Here is a 12,118-nt window from a genome sequence, read left to right as displayed (position 1 = left end):
GCTCTTCGGCATCAGTTCATCGGCGCCCCGCCCTCTTCCGTCCGGCGCGCGACGAAGGCGTCGAGCGCCTCGGCGCGGTCGGGTTCGAAGGCCGGCTGTTCATAGGTGGCGAGGAGGCTCTTCCAGACGCCGTTCGCTCGGGTCCGCGCGTCAATGGAGCCCTTCTCGAGCCAGAGGGGATGGTTGTCCCAGTTGGACAGGAGCGGCGTGTGGAACGCCGTCTCGTAGCGTTCCATCGTATGGGCGGTGCCGAAGAAATGCCCGCCCGGGCCGGCCTCGGCGATGGCATCGAGCGCGAGCGCATCGGGCGAGGTGTCGAGCGGGGCGTAATAGGCATCCATCATCTGCAGCATCTCGGCATCGAGGATGAGCTTCTCGAAGCTCGCGGTGAGCCCGCCATGAAGCCATCCGGCGCCATGCTCGAGAAGGTGGCAGCCCCCCATGAGCGCGCCCCAGAGCGCGAACATGCTCTCGTAGGCCGATTGGGCATCCACCTCGTTGGCGGCGTTCACGTTGGACGAGCGGAAGGGCACGCCGATATGCCGGGCGAGCTGGCCGGTGGCCTGCGCCGCCTTGATGTATTCGGGCGTGCCGAAGGCGGGGGAGCCCGAGCGCATGTCGACATTCGAGGTGAAGCCGCCGTAGAGCACCGGCGCGCCGGGGCGGACGATCTGCGTGAGCACGATCCCCGCCAGCGCCTCGGCATGCTGCTGGACGAGCGCGCCCGCCAGCGTCACCGGCGCCATGGCTCCGGCGAGGGTGAAGGGCGTGATGGCGACCGGCTGGCCGTGCGAGGCCATGGCGATCAGCCCTTCGGCCATCGGGATGTCGAGCTGCAAGGGCGAGTTGGTGTTGATGACGCCGAGGAGCGCCGGCTTGTCGGCCAGCGCCTCGGGCGTGGTGCCGAGCGCGATGGCGGCCATCTCGATGCCGTCCATCGTGCGCTTGTGGCCGAGCGTCTGAGTCTGCCAGTTCTTGTCGAGAAGCGTGATCTGCGCGCGGTAGATGTCGAGATGCCGGGTATTGGCCGGCAGGTCCATTGGCTCGAAGGGGCAGCCGCCCTCCTGGTGGAGGACGTTCAGCACCTGCACGAGGCGCATGTAATCCTGCATCTCGGCGAAGGTCCCGTCGCGCCGGCCGCGGTCATTGTCCATCACATAGGCGGGGCCGCCGACGGAGGCATAGACGCAGAGATCCCCCCCGACCGTCAGGTCATGCGCCGGGTTGCGGGCGGCGAGGGTGAAGCTGGCGGGGACGGTCTTCAGGCGTTCGGTGACGAGGCCGGGATCGAGCCGGACGGTGACGTCTTCGACCTCCGCCCCGGCGTCGCGGTAGAGGCCCCGGGCGCGTTCGTCGAGGGCGCGGAAGCCTTGCGTGGAAAGGAGAGTCAGCGCCGCCTGATGGATCGCCTCCACCTGGTCGGCGGTGATGACCTCGACCGGCCGGTAGGGGCGGCGACGCTGGCCGAAGGCCGCCTGCTCGATCGGCGGCGGGCCGGAGCCGCGGCGGGTGCGACGGGCGCGGGCGCTCATGATGCGGCCCCGGAGGTATCTACGGCCAGATGCATGGGATCAGGGCTCATTCCGCCGCCTCCGGGAAGAGGCCGGGCGGGGCGAAGGGGGCGTCGCGCCGCTCGATGAGCGAGGCGGGGGCGAGGCCCACGGCGCGGGCGGTGCGGTGGGCCTGGTAGGTGGCATGGGCGATGGCGCCGGGGGCGTTGGCATCGCCTGTCAGATGCAGCGAGGGCGTGCCGGCGGCGGCGAGGGCCGCATGCAGATCGGTGTCGCCGAGCCGCTGGCCAACGATCACGAGCGAGCGGGCCGCGATCTCGCGGCGCTCGGCGGTGAAGATCTGGGAGAGGCCCAGCGTCTCGCCGTCGAAATCCTCGACGATCTCCAGCGTCCGGTAGGCGATGCCGAGCCGCTGGAAGGCGACATGGACATGCGGCTGCTCGTTGGTCATCACGCCCCAGCTCTGCGCGGCGCCGGCGGTGGTGATGTAGGTGACATCCTTCCCCTGCCCCGCCAGATGCTCGGCAATGGCCGAACCCATGTAGTAATTGTCGTAATCGAAGACGGCGACGGGGCCCTCGATCTCGGTGCCCGCCGCGATGTCGTCCGGCGTGTAGATGCGCGGGCCGCTGATCGGGCCGGTCGGGATCTCGTTGGCGCCGCAGAGGTTGCGCGTCCAGCGGGCGCCGGTGGCGACGACGACGTGATCGGCCCCGAACTCCGCCACATCCTCCGCCGCGAGCCGGCTTTCGGCGAAGAGCGAGACATTGGGCATCTGGAGGAGCCGCCCCAGACGGTAGTCGATGACGCGGAACCATTGGCGGAGGCCCGGCAGCTTCGCTTCCCAGAGGAGCCGCCCGCCGAATTCCGCCCCCGCCTCGGCGACGGTGACCTGCATGCCCCGGCGGGCCAGCGTCAGCGCCGCTTCCAGCCCGGCAGGGCCGGAGCCGATGACGACGGCGCTCTCCTCGCTGTCCTTCGTCACCACCTCGGGATGCCAGTTCCGCCGCCATTCCTCCCCCGCCGTCGGGTTCTGCGTGCAGCGCACCCAGACACCGTCATGCCAGGAGGAGATGCAGATGTTGCAGCCGATGCACTCGCGGATCTCGTCCTCGCGGCCCTCCTCGATCTTCTTCGGCAGGAAGGGATCGGCGATGGAGGGGCGGGCGCCGCCGATGAGGTCAAGGACGCCGCGCTTGACCATCGAGACCATCGTGTCGGGCGAGGTGAAGCGGCCGACGCCGACGACCGGCTTGTCGGTGATCGTCTTGACGAAATCGACGACCGGCTCGTGGCTGCCCTCCTGCACGTAGCGCGAGGGGGCGCAGTCGCTGGAGGAGTAATCCATCTTCACGTCGAAAAGGTCGGGCGCGTCCTTCAGGAGCTCGATGACCTCATGCGCCTCCGTCTCCGCTCCCTCGGCGGGGCGGGCGCGCAGCTCTTGCAGCGAGATGCGCAGCGCCACGGCGGTGCGGCCATGGGTAGCCTCGCGCACGGCGTCGATCAGCTCGGAGATAAGGCGGACGCGGTTCTGCGCGGACCCGCCATAGGCGTCGGTCCGGTGATTGTAGTCGGAGAGGAGGAACTGATAGGGCAGATAGCCCATGCCGGCATAGACATAGAGGATGTCGAAGCCCGCCTCCTCCGCCCGCACGGCCGCCTCGGCATGCCAGCGGATCAAATCGCGGATGTCGGAGGCATCCATGATCTTCGGCCGCGCCGAGGACATGAAGCCTACATGCGTCGCCATCCAGGGCACGCCCGAGGGCGAGAGCGGCGCATAGCGGCTGGTGCGGTTCACCGCCGCGGCGCCGCCGTGCCAGAGCTCCACCGCCGCGAGCGCCCCATGTTCATGGACGGCATCGGTGGTCAGCGCATGGGCGCGGATGTCGGAGCCGTCCCAGAGCGAAGCGAAGGGAAAGGGGCTGTCGTCCGACGAGGGATGCACCGAGCAGGCCCCGGTGGAGACGACGCCCCAGCCGCCCTCCGCCTTGGTGCCCCGGAACGCCGCCCGCACATGCGGATTGGCATTGGTCATGCCGGAGGCATGGGGCACCTGATAGAAGCGGTTCTTCGCGACCTTGGGGCCGATCTTCACCGGCTCGAAGAGCACGTCGTAGCGGGAGGGACGCGGCATGGGGACCCCTTGTTGAACTCCCGTTCAGTTAACGGGGCCGGTGGGCGTCCTGTCAAGACCTTTGGCATCGCCCTCGCCCACTCGGGCGACCCTGCCACTTTGGCAGGCATTCACGTTGGGTCCAGTGCCTCCGCGATGCGGGTGAGCCATCGGGCGGCCTCTTCCGGGGCAGCGGCGCGGGCGGCCGTTTCCGAGCGGAGCGCGGCGTCATGGGCCTTGGCCAGGATCGCCCGCCCCGCTTCCGTCAGCTCGGTGCGCTGGATGCGGCCGTGCTCGGGGTCGGGCGCGCGGGCGAGGAGCCCGGCGGCCTCCAGCTTCGCCAGCATCGCCTGCATGGTCTGCGGCGTCACGAAGGCGCGGCGCGCCAGCCCAGCGTTGGAGACCCCGGGCTCCGCCTCCACATGCGTCAGCACCGCATATTGCGGCGCGCTCAGCCCGAGCGGCCGCAGCTCGCGGTCCATGTGGAGGCGCAGGGCATGCTGGGCCCGCTTCAAGGCATAGCCGAGGGACTCGTAGGGCGCGTAGGGGGGGCTTGTCATATCAGGAGGCTTACATTATGTCAGTCGCCTGATATTAGCTCCCTGCCCCTGAAAGGACAATCCATGGCACATCTCATCGGGCCGGACTTCATCGGCATCCAGGTCGCCGACCTCGCTGCGGCCCGCGCCTTCTACACCGAGGTCGTCGGCCTCACCCCCGCCCCCCAGAGCCCGCCCGGCGCCGTGGTCTTCGCCACGACGCCCGTGCCCTTCGCGGTGCGCGAGCCCGTGGTGGATCTGGACGCCGCCCGGCCGCTCGGCCATGGCGTCTCGCTCTGGTTCGGCTGCGACGATGCGGATGCGCTCCATGACGAGCTGGCGGCGAAGGGCATCTCGATCGCCTTTCCGCCGAAGGACAGCCCCTTCGGGCGCTACTTCGCCTTCGAGGATCCCTTCGGCTACACGATCACCGCCCATACGCTGGTCGGCTGATGGCCTTCTGGCTCGGCATCGCCTCGGCCGATCATGCGCGGGCCGGCCGGGAGGGCGGCTTCGCACAGCTCGGCCATGGCCGGCACATGGCGCTGAACGGGATCGGGGCGGGAGACTGGATCGTCTATTACGCCCCCCGCGAGGGGATGGGGACGGGCGCGCCGGTGCAGGCCTTCGTCACCATCGGCGAGGTGACCTCGCCCGCCCCCTACCGCGCTGAACAGACGATGGACTTCCTGCCCTACCGGCTCGATGTCCGCTATCTGGACGCGCAGGCTGCGCCGATCCGCCCCCTGCTTGAGGCGCTGGAGCTCACGCGGGGCCGCGGCCCGCATTGGGGCATGGCGCTCCGCGGGCCGAAGCGCCGCCTCGCCACCGCCGATTTCCGGCGGATCGCCGAGGAAATGGGCGTCGGCGCCCTCACGCCGCCCGGCTGAGCCACGGCCGCAGGAACATGTAGAGCCCGGTCGGGAAGAGCACGAAGAGCGGCACCAGCGCGGTGACATAGACCCAGGTCGGCGGCACCTCCACAAGGAGGATGGCGACGACATTGGCGATGAAGCCGAGCGTGAAGAGCACCGAACAGATGCGATGGATGCGGCGGAGGAGCGCGGGCATGGCGGGACCTTTCGGGCGTGAGGGATCGGCCGGCGCCCGGGAAGGGCGCCGGGTCGGCTGGGGTCAGACAGAACGGTCAGTCCATCCGGTCGAGGAAGGCGGCGAGGTTGCCGAGATGCGCCGGCCAGCTGTCGCGGGCGCCGGCGTAGAACTGGCCCTGCCCCGGCTTGAAGCCGCGCTGCTCCATCTTCAGGAGCGTCCCGGAGGGGATGGGCACCAGCTCCCACGTCACGGTGCTCTCGAGCCCGAAGGCGTTCCAGGAATAGCTGAGCCGCTCGGGCGGCTCCGCCTCCAGCACCGTGCAATCGACGGCCCCCCAGTCGCCGCTCATCTGGAAGGCATGGCCGACCTCCGGGGATAAGTCGTTCTTCATCAGCCAGTCCTCGATGAAATGCGGCGTGGTGAGCGCCCGCCAGACCTTCTCGGGCGGATGCGGCAACTCGCGCTCGACGGTGACGGAGCGGGTCTTTTCGTGGGCGTGATTTTCGGGGAACTGGTCGGTCATTGGTCCATCCGTTTGAGGAGGTCTTCGAGCGCATCGATGCGGCCCTGCCAGAAGCTGGCCATCTGCACCGTCCAGTCGGCGAGGGGCGCGAGCGCGGCGGGCTCGGCAGAATAGCGGGTCTGCCGCCCCTCCGGCCGCGCCGTGACGAGCCCCGCCTCGCGGAGCACCGCCAGATGTTTCGAGACGGCCGGCTGCGAGACCCCGGCCCCTTCCGTCAGCGCCGCGACGCTCTGCTCCCCGTCCCGGCAGAGACGCTCGAAGAGCGCCCGGCGGGTGGGGTCAGCGAGGGAACGGAAGAGGAGGTCGGGGGTCATGGGACTGATAGCACTCTGGTTATGGGACAACTCATAACCGGATAGGAATGAGTCTGTCAACGCGGGAGATTGGGGACCCTGCACCCGTCGCCCGAACGGCGCCCCCCCCCGCGGGTATTTGGAGAAAAGCGATCTAGAGCGTGGCGAGCAGGCGGTAGCCGGGGGCGTAAGAAAGTCGGACCTGCGTGACCGGCGCGGGGCCGTTCCATGTGGCGCGGTCGAGCGTGAAGAGCGGCGTGCCCTCGGGGGCAGCGAGGTGGCGGGCGGTGGCGCCGGTGGCGGCGCTGGCCGACAGCGCAATGTCGCCGGTCGTGTAGGGCACGTGGGCGAGGAGCCATTCGTTGGGGCTTTGGGCGGTGAAATCCACCTCCTCCGCTTCCGGCAGGGCGGCGAGGTTGATCCAGCGGTCCTCATGGAGGAATGGCGCGGCATCGGCGAGATGGAGCGCCGTCAGATGCAGCATCGGGGCGCCCTCGGGCAGGCCGAGGCGGGCGGCGACCTCCTCCGCTGCGGGGGCCGCCGCGCGGCTGAGGAGCCGGTGCGACCAACTCGCGCCCTGCCCCTCCACCTCCGCCCGGATCACCGGAATGGTCAGCGTCGCCCGCGCCGGCGGGTGGCGGGCGACGCGGGTGCCGGCGCGGCGCTTGCGGTCGACGAGGCCGCGTTCGGCGAGGCCGCGCATGGCGCGGTTGACCGTGGTGCGGGCGCAGCCGAACTCCGCCGCCAGCGCCGCCTCGGCGGGCAGGAGCGCGCCGGGGGGCCAGGTGCCGGCACTTATGCGGGCGACGAGCTCGTCCTGCACCGCCCGCCAGGAGGTGCCCTTCACCTCAGCCCGGGCAGGTTCAGCCCGTGCTCGCCGGCGCAGGCGATGGCATCCTCATAGCCCGCATCCGCATGGCGCATGACCCCGGAGGCCGGGTCGTTCCAGAGCACGCGCTCGAGGCGCCGGGCGGCGGCATCCGTGCCGTCGGCACAGATGACCATACCGGCATGTTGCGAAAAGCCCATGCCCACGCCGCCGCCGTGATGCAGGCTGACCCAGGTCGCCCCCGAGGCGGTGTTGAGGAGGGCATTCAGCAGCGGCCAGTCGGAGACGGCATCGGAGCCGTCCTTCATCGCCTCCGTCTCGCGGTTGGGGGAGGCGACGGAGCCCGAATCGAGGTGGTCGCGCCCGATGACCACGGGGGCGGAGAGCTCGCCGGAGCGGACCATCTCGTTGAAGGCGAGGCCGAGCCGGTGGCGCTGGCCGAGGCCCACCCAGCAGATCCGCGCCGGCAGCCCCTGGAAGGAGATGCGCTCGCGGGCCATGTCGAGCCAGGTGTGCAGGTGCGGATCGTCGATCAGCTCCTTCACCTTGGCATCGGTCTTGTAGATGTCCTCCGGATCGCCCGAGAGCGCCGCCCAGCGGAAGGGGCCGATGCCGCGGCAGAAGAGCGGGCGGACATAGGCGGGGACGAAACCGGGGAAAGCGAAGGCCTCCGCCAGCCCCTCGTCCTTCGCCACCTGCCGGATATTGTTGCCGTAATCGAGCGTCGGCACGCCGGCGTTCCAGAACTCCACCATGGCGGCGACATGGGTCTTCATCGAGGCGCGGGCGGCGGCCTCGACCTCCTTCGGGGCGGTCCGCTGCTTGTCGCGCCACTCCGCGAGGCCCCAGCCCTGCGGCAGGTAGCCGTGGAGCGGGTCATGGGCGGAGGTCTGGTCGGTGACGATATCGGGGCGGGGGCCGCCCGCCTTGAGGCGCCGGGCGAGCTCGGGGAAGACATCGGCGGCATTGCCGATGAGGGCGACGGACTTCGCCTCGCCAGCGGCGGTCCACTCCGCGATCAGCGCCAGGGCCTCGTCCAGATCATGCGTCTTTTCATCGACATAGCGGGTGCGGAGCCGGAAGTCGGCGCGCGTCTCGTCGCATTCGACGGCGAGGCAAGAGGCGCCGGCCATCACCGCGGCGAGCGGCTGGGCGCCGCCCATACCGCCGAGGCCCGCGGTGAGGATCCACTTGCCGGTGAGGTCGCCGCCGTAATGCTGGCGCCCGGCCTCGACGAAGGTCTCGTAGGTGCCCTGCACGATGCCCTGGCTGCCGATGTAGATCCACGAGCCGGCGGTCATCTGGCCGTACATGGCCAGGCCCTTCTTGTCTAACTCGTTGAAATGATCCCAGTTTGCCCAATGCGGCACGAGGTTGGAATTGGCGATGAGCACGCGGGGGGCATCTGGGTGCGTGCGGAAGACGCCGACCGGCTTGCCGGACTGGACGAGGAGCGTCTCGTCCTCCTCGAGCGTCTTAAGGGCCGAGACGATACGGTCAAAATCCTCCCAGGTGCGCGCCGCGCGGCCGATGCCGCCGTAGACGACCAGCTCATGCGGGTTCTCCGCCACGTCGGGGTGGAGGTTGTTCATCAGCATCCGCATCGGCGCTTCGGTCAGCCAGGACTTGGCAGTGATCTCCGGCCCGGTCGGCGGGAAGACGTCGCGGAGGTTATGGCGGGGGTCGGTCATCGGGAGCCTCCCAGAGGTTCGGCAAGCGCCGCAAGGGTTTGCAGGATGGTCTTGAGATGGGCGCGGAGGGTCTCGGCCTTGGCCTCGTCATAGGTCCAGGGCGGCGCCTCGGCGGCGAGGTAGGTCCTTTGGGCGAGCTCCATCTGGATGGCATGGAGCCCCTCGGCGGGCCGGCCGTAGTGGCGCGTCGTCCAGCCGCCCTTGAAGCGGCCGTTGAGAATGGAGGAATAGCCCGGGGCGGCGGCGCAGAGCTCGGTGACGGCGGTCTCGACCTCCGGCGAGCAAGTGGTGCCGCCGTTGGTGCCGATGTTGAAATCCGGCAAGTTTCCTCGGAACAAGAAGGGGATCTCCCCCCTGATCGAATGGCAATCGTACAAGATCGCGACGGCATGCAGCGCCTTGACCCGCGCCATCTCGGCGGCGATCGCGGCGTGGTAGGGGGTGTGATAGGCGGCGCGGCGGGCGGCGATCTCGGCCTCGTCGGGCGGGGCCTGCCAGATCTCCTCCCCGTCGAAATCGGTGAGGGGGACGAGGCCGGTGGTGTTCTGGCCCGGATAGAGCGAGGCGCCGGAGGGGTCGCGGTTGGCGTCGATCAGGTAGCGGTGGAACGTCGCGCGGACGGTCGTGACGCCGGGCAGGAGCCCGTCGTAGAGCCGGTGGATGTGCCAGTCGGTATCCGCGAGCGCCTGACCGTTCGCGTTCAGGCGGGCGAAGACCTCCTCCGGCAGCCAGGTGCCGGTGTGGGGCAGGCCGAGGACGACGGGGCCGTCGCCGCGGGAAATCTCCACCGGAGTCATGGGCTTAGCTCCGGCAGGTCGAGCCCCTTGGTGAGCGCCCCCTCACGCACCAGCCCCGCCGCCAGCTCCAGCTCCGGCGCGAGGTAGCGATCCTCCGCCAACGCCGGGATATCCTCCCGGAGCCGAGCGATCACCCGCTGGAGAGGGGCGGAGGTCTGGAGCGGCGCCCGGAAGCCGATGCCCTGCACGGCCGCCAGCGCCTCGATGCCGAGGATCATGGAGAGGTTGGCGTTCATCCGCGCGAGGCGCCGCGCGGCATGGGCGGCCATGCTCACATGATCCTCCTGATTGGCGGAGGTGGGGGTGGAATCCGTCGAGCAGGGCGTCGCCAGGTGCTTGTTTTCGCTCATCAAGGCGGCGCTCGTCACCTCGGCGATCATCAGGCCGGAGTTCAGGCCCGGGTCGGGCGTCAGGAACGGCGGCAGGTCGAAGGAGAGCGTGGGGTCCACCATCACCGCGATGCGCCGCTGGGCGATGGAGCCCATCTCGGCGATGGCCAGAGCGATCTGGTCGGCGGCGAAGGCCACCGGTTCGGCATGGAAATTGCCGCCTGAGACGATGCGCCCCTCCTCCACCAGCACCAGCGGGTTGTCGGTCACTGCATTCGCTTCGACCTCCAAAGTACCGGCGGCAAAGGACAAAAGGTCCATGGCCGCGCCCATCACCTGAGGCTGGCAGCGGATGCAATAGGGGTCCTGCACGCGGCTGTCGCCCTCGCGGTGGCTCTCGCGGATCTCGGACCCCTCCATCAGCGTCCGCTGGGCGGCGGCGAAGGCAATCTGGCCGGCATGGCCGCGCAGCGCATGGATCCCGGCGAGGAGCGGCGCGGTGGAGCCCATGACGGCATCGGTCGAGAGCGCGCCGGTGACCACGGCGGCCTTGAGGTTGTCCCACGCGCCCCAGAGCGCGGCGAGCGCGGCGGCGGTGGAGAATTGCGTGCCGTTGATGAGGGCGAGCCCCTCCTTGGGGCCGAGGGCGATGGTGGCGAGGCCGGCGCGCGCCAGCGCCTCGCCGGCGGGCAGGCGCGCCCCGCCAAACAACGCCTCCCCCTCCCCCATCATCGCGGCGGCGAGATGGGCGAGCGGCGCGAGGTCTCCCGAGGCGCCGACGGAGCCCTGCTCGGGGACCACCGGCAGCACATCCGCCGCCAGCATCGCCTCGATCTGGGCGGCCGTTTCCCAGGCCACGCCCGAGGCGCCCCGGCCGAGGGAGAGGAGCTTCAGCGCCATCATCAGCCGGGTCGTGGCCGCGTCGAGGGCCGCGCCCACGCCGCAGCAATGCGAGAGGATCAGGTTGCGCTGGAGCTGCGCCGTGTCCCCGGGCGCGATCCGCACCGAGGCGAGCTTGCCGAAGCCGGTGTTGACGCCATAGATCGCCGCCTCTCCCGCCGCCGCCTCGGCTACCATGCGCGCCGCCGCCTCCACCGGCCCCCGGGCCGCCGGGTCGAGCCGGGCCGGCGCGCCTTCCCAGATGGCGCGGAGCGTGGCGAGCGGCGTGGCGCCGGGGGTGAGGGTTAGCAAGGGAGGCCTCCGTGGATGCGGGCGTGGAGCGGGTTCCAGCCGATGCGATAGGCGAGCTCGGCGGGGGTCTCTATATCCCAGATGGCGAAGTCGGCGCGCTGTCCGGCGGCGAGCGTGCCGCGGTCAGTGAGGCCGAGCGCGCGGGCGGCGTGGATGGTGACGCCGGCCAGCGCCTCCTCCGGCGTCAGGCGGAAGAGCGTGCAGCCCATGTTGAGCGCGAGGAGCAGCGAGGCGAGCGGCGAGGAGCCCGGGTTGCAGTCGGTGGCGAGCGCCATCGGCACGCCGGCGTCGCGGAAGGCCTGGACGGGCGGCGCCTGGGTCTCGCGGAGCGTGTAGAAGGCGCCGGGGAGGAGAACGGCGACGGTGCCGGAGGCGGCCATGGCGGCGGCGTCCTCGGCGCTGGCATATTCGAGGTGGTCGGCCGAGAGCGCCCCGTAGCGGGCCGCCAGCGCAGCGCCGCCGAGATGGCTGAGCTGCTCGGCATGGAGCTTGACCGGCAGGCCCAGCGCGCGGGCGGCGTCGAAGACGCGGGCGATCTCCTCGGGGCTGAAGGCGATGCCCTCGCAGAAGCCGTCGACGGCGTCGATCAGCCCCTCGGCGTGGCCCGCCTCCATGGTCGGGATCACCACCTCCGCGATGTAATCCCCTGCCCGGCCGGCGAATTCCGGCGGCAGGGCATGGGCGGCGAGGTAGGAGGTCTTGACCGTCACCGGCCGCTGCCGGCCGATCGCGCGGGCGACCCGGAGCATCCGCAGCTCCGTCTCCGCCTCCAGCCCGTAGCCGGATTTCACCTCCAGCGTCGTCACGCCCTCGGCGATCAGCGCGTCGGCCCGGGTCAGCGCCCCGGCCAGCAGCTCCGCCTCGGACGCTGCCCGCGTGGCGCGCACCGTCGAGAGGATGCCGCCGCCGGCGCGGGCGACCTCTTCGTAGCTCGCGCCCTCGAGCCGCATCTCGAACTCGCCGGCGCGGTGGCCGCCGAAGACCAGATGCGTGTGGCAGTCGATGAGGCCCGGCGTCACCAGCCGGCCGCCGAGGTCCTCCGCCGGGCCGCCCGGCGCCTCGTCCATCGGCCCGACCCAGACGATGCGCCCCTCCTCCACCAAAAGCGCGCCCCGCTCGATCAGCCCGTAGCGCCCGGGGGCGGCAAAGGTGGCGAGGCGGGCGTTCGTGTAGAGCATCAAGGCCCCCTTGATCGGCGGATGGCTTCGATGATTATGTATGCACATATTCCTGTCAACGGGGAGAT

The 12,118-nt window shown here is 70.5% G+C and carries 13 protein-coding genes; 2 read left to right on the top strand and 11 right to left on the bottom strand.

All coding sequences use genetic code 11. The features are described from left to right. Positions 1–11: 11 nt before the first annotated feature. The 3 genes from ACAZ03_RS05165 to ACAZ03_RS05155 all read right to left on the bottom strand — a co-directional run bounded on the left by ACAZ03_RS05165 (position 12) and on the right by ACAZ03_RS05155 (position 4,187). Complete coding sequence (locus ACAZ03_RS05165) at positions 12–1,532, bottom strand: trimethylamine methyltransferase family protein (protein ID WP_373356323.1); 1,521 nt, start codon at positions 1,530–1,532, stop codon at positions 12–14. A 46-nt stretch (positions 1,533–1,578) separates the two neighbouring features. Next, positions 1,579–3,648 carry an FAD-dependent oxidoreductase gene (locus ACAZ03_RS05160; protein WP_373356322.1) on the bottom strand — a complete coding sequence of 690 codons (2,070 nt, stop codon included), beginning with the start codon at positions 3,646–3,648 and terminating at the stop codon, positions 1,579–1,581. Positions 3,649–3,758: 110 nt separating this feature from the next. Further along, on the bottom strand, positions 3,759–4,187 hold the full coding sequence (locus ACAZ03_RS05155; RefSeq protein WP_373356321.1) for a MarR family winged helix-turn-helix transcriptional regulator: 429 nt from the start codon (positions 4,185–4,187) through the stop codon (positions 3,759–3,761). A gap of 63 nt (positions 4,188–4,250) precedes the next feature. On the opposite strand from ACAZ03_RS05155, the gene ACAZ03_RS05150 reads away from it, so the two are divergent. Together ACAZ03_RS05150 and ACAZ03_RS05145 are read left to right on the top strand one after the other, a co-directional pair. Next, on the top strand, positions 4,251–4,619 hold the full coding sequence (locus ACAZ03_RS05150; RefSeq protein WP_373356320.1) for a VOC family protein: 369 nt from the start codon (positions 4,251–4,253) through the stop codon (positions 4,617–4,619). Further along, positions 4,619–5,056 (top strand): EVE domain-containing protein, encoded by a 438-nt coding sequence (locus ACAZ03_RS05145; RefSeq protein WP_373356319.1) that lies wholly within the window; start codon positions 4,619–4,621, stop codon positions 5,054–5,056. The genes ACAZ03_RS05150 and ACAZ03_RS05145 overlap by 1 nt, the downstream gene beginning before the upstream one ends. Here ACAZ03_RS05145 and ACAZ03_RS05140 read toward each other — a convergent pair. The 8 genes from ACAZ03_RS05140 to hutI all read right to left on the bottom strand — a co-directional run bounded on the left by ACAZ03_RS05140 (position 5,040) and on the right by hutI (position 12,050). Continuing rightward, positions 5,040–5,237 (bottom strand): hypothetical protein, encoded by a 198-nt coding sequence (locus ACAZ03_RS05140; RefSeq protein WP_373356318.1) that lies wholly within the window; start codon positions 5,235–5,237, stop codon positions 5,040–5,042. The two genes, ACAZ03_RS05145 and ACAZ03_RS05140, sit on opposite strands and share 17 nt — an antisense overlap. A 76-nt stretch (positions 5,238–5,313) precedes the next feature. Then, positions 5,314–5,742 carry an SRPBCC domain-containing protein gene (locus ACAZ03_RS05135; RefSeq protein WP_373356317.1) on the bottom strand — a complete coding sequence of 143 codons (429 nt, stop codon included), beginning with the start codon at positions 5,740–5,742 and terminating at the stop codon, positions 5,314–5,316. Next, a complete protein-coding gene (locus ACAZ03_RS05130; protein WP_373356316.1) occupies positions 5,739–6,056 on the bottom strand; it encodes an ArsR/SmtB family transcription factor in 318 nt (105 codons plus the stop codon). Before ACAZ03_RS05130 ends, ACAZ03_RS05135 begins: the two co-directional genes overlap by 4 nt. Positions 6,057–6,189: 133 nt before the next feature. Continuing rightward, positions 6,190–6,882, bottom strand: a complete 693-nt coding sequence (locus tag ACAZ03_RS05125; protein ID WP_373356315.1) for a UTRA domain-containing protein — start codon at positions 6,880–6,882, stop codon at positions 6,190–6,192. Next, a complete protein-coding gene (gene hutU, locus ACAZ03_RS05120) occupies positions 6,879–8,555 on the bottom strand; it encodes a urocanate hydratase (RefSeq protein WP_373356314.1) in 1,677 nt (558 codons plus the stop codon). The genes ACAZ03_RS05125 and hutU overlap by 4 nt, the downstream gene beginning before the upstream one ends. Further along, complete coding sequence (gene hutG, locus ACAZ03_RS05115) at positions 8,552–9,352, bottom strand: N-formylglutamate deformylase (RefSeq protein ID WP_373356313.1); 801 nt, start codon at positions 9,350–9,352, stop codon at positions 8,552–8,554. The genes hutU and hutG overlap by 4 nt, the downstream gene beginning before the upstream one ends. Next, positions 9,349–10,872, bottom strand: coding sequence for a histidine ammonia-lyase (gene hutH, locus ACAZ03_RS05110; RefSeq protein WP_373356312.1), 1,524 nt, complete (start codon positions 10,870–10,872; stop codon positions 9,349–9,351). Before hutH ends, hutG begins: the two co-directional genes overlap by 4 nt. Next, positions 10,866–12,050, bottom strand: a complete 1,185-nt coding sequence (hutI, locus tag ACAZ03_RS05105; protein WP_373356311.1) for an imidazolonepropionase — start codon at positions 12,048–12,050, stop codon at positions 10,866–10,868. Before hutI ends, hutH begins: the two co-directional genes overlap by 7 nt. Between the last annotated feature and the right edge of the window lie 68 nt (positions 12,051–12,118).

The organism is Pseudoroseicyclus sp. CXY001 (assembly GCF_041714655.1).
Classification (GTDB): Bacteria; Pseudomonadota; Alphaproteobacteria; order Rhodobacterales; family Rhodobacteraceae; genus Pseudoroseicyclus_A.
Note: the sequence above shows the minus strand (reverse complement) of the source record. Positions and strands in the feature narration are given on the sequence as shown.

What these genes read in the sequence shown, in the direction of transcription:
- ACAZ03_RS05160 (WP_373356322.1), bottom strand. Translation starts at nt 3,648, where the DNA reads ATGCCGCGTCCCTCCCGCTACGACGTGCTCTTCGAGCCGGTGAAGATC.
- ACAZ03_RS05145 (WP_373356319.1), top strand. Translation starts at nt 4,619, where the DNA reads ATGGCCTTCTGGCTCGGCATCGCCTCGGCCGATCATGCGCGGGCCGGC.
- ACAZ03_RS05140 (WP_373356318.1), bottom strand. Translation starts at nt 5,237, where the DNA reads ATGCCCGCGCTCCTCCGCCGCATCCATCGCATCTGTTCGGTGCTCTTC.
- ACAZ03_RS05155 (WP_373356321.1), bottom strand. Translation starts at nt 4,187, where the DNA reads ATGACAAGCCCCCCCTACGCGCCCTACGAGTCCCTCGGCTATGCCTTG.
- ACAZ03_RS05130 (WP_373356316.1), bottom strand. Translation starts at nt 6,056, where the DNA reads ATGACCCCCGACCTCCTCTTCCGTTCCCTCGCTGACCCCACCCGCCGG.
- hutU (WP_373356314.1), bottom strand. Translation starts at nt 8,555, where the DNA reads ATGACCGACCCCCGCCATAACCTCCGCGACGTCTTCCCGCCGACCGGG.
- ACAZ03_RS05135 (WP_373356317.1), bottom strand. Translation starts at nt 5,742, where the DNA reads ATGACCGACCAGTTCCCCGAAAATCACGCCCACGAAAAGACCCGCTCC.
- ACAZ03_RS05150 (WP_373356320.1), top strand. Translation starts at nt 4,251, where the DNA reads ATGGCACATCTCATCGGGCCGGACTTCATCGGCATCCAGGTCGCCGAC.
- hutG (WP_373356313.1), bottom strand. Translation starts at nt 9,352, where the DNA reads ATGACTCCGGTGGAGATTTCCCGCGGCGACGGCCCCGTCGTCCTCGGC.
- hutI (WP_373356311.1), bottom strand. Translation starts at nt 12,050, where the DNA reads ATGCTCTACACGAACGCCCGCCTCGCCACCTTTGCCGCCCCCGGGCGC.
- ACAZ03_RS05165 (WP_373356323.1), bottom strand. Translation starts at nt 1,532, where the DNA reads ATGAGCGCCCGCGCCCGTCGCACCCGCCGCGGCTCCGGCCCGCCGCCG.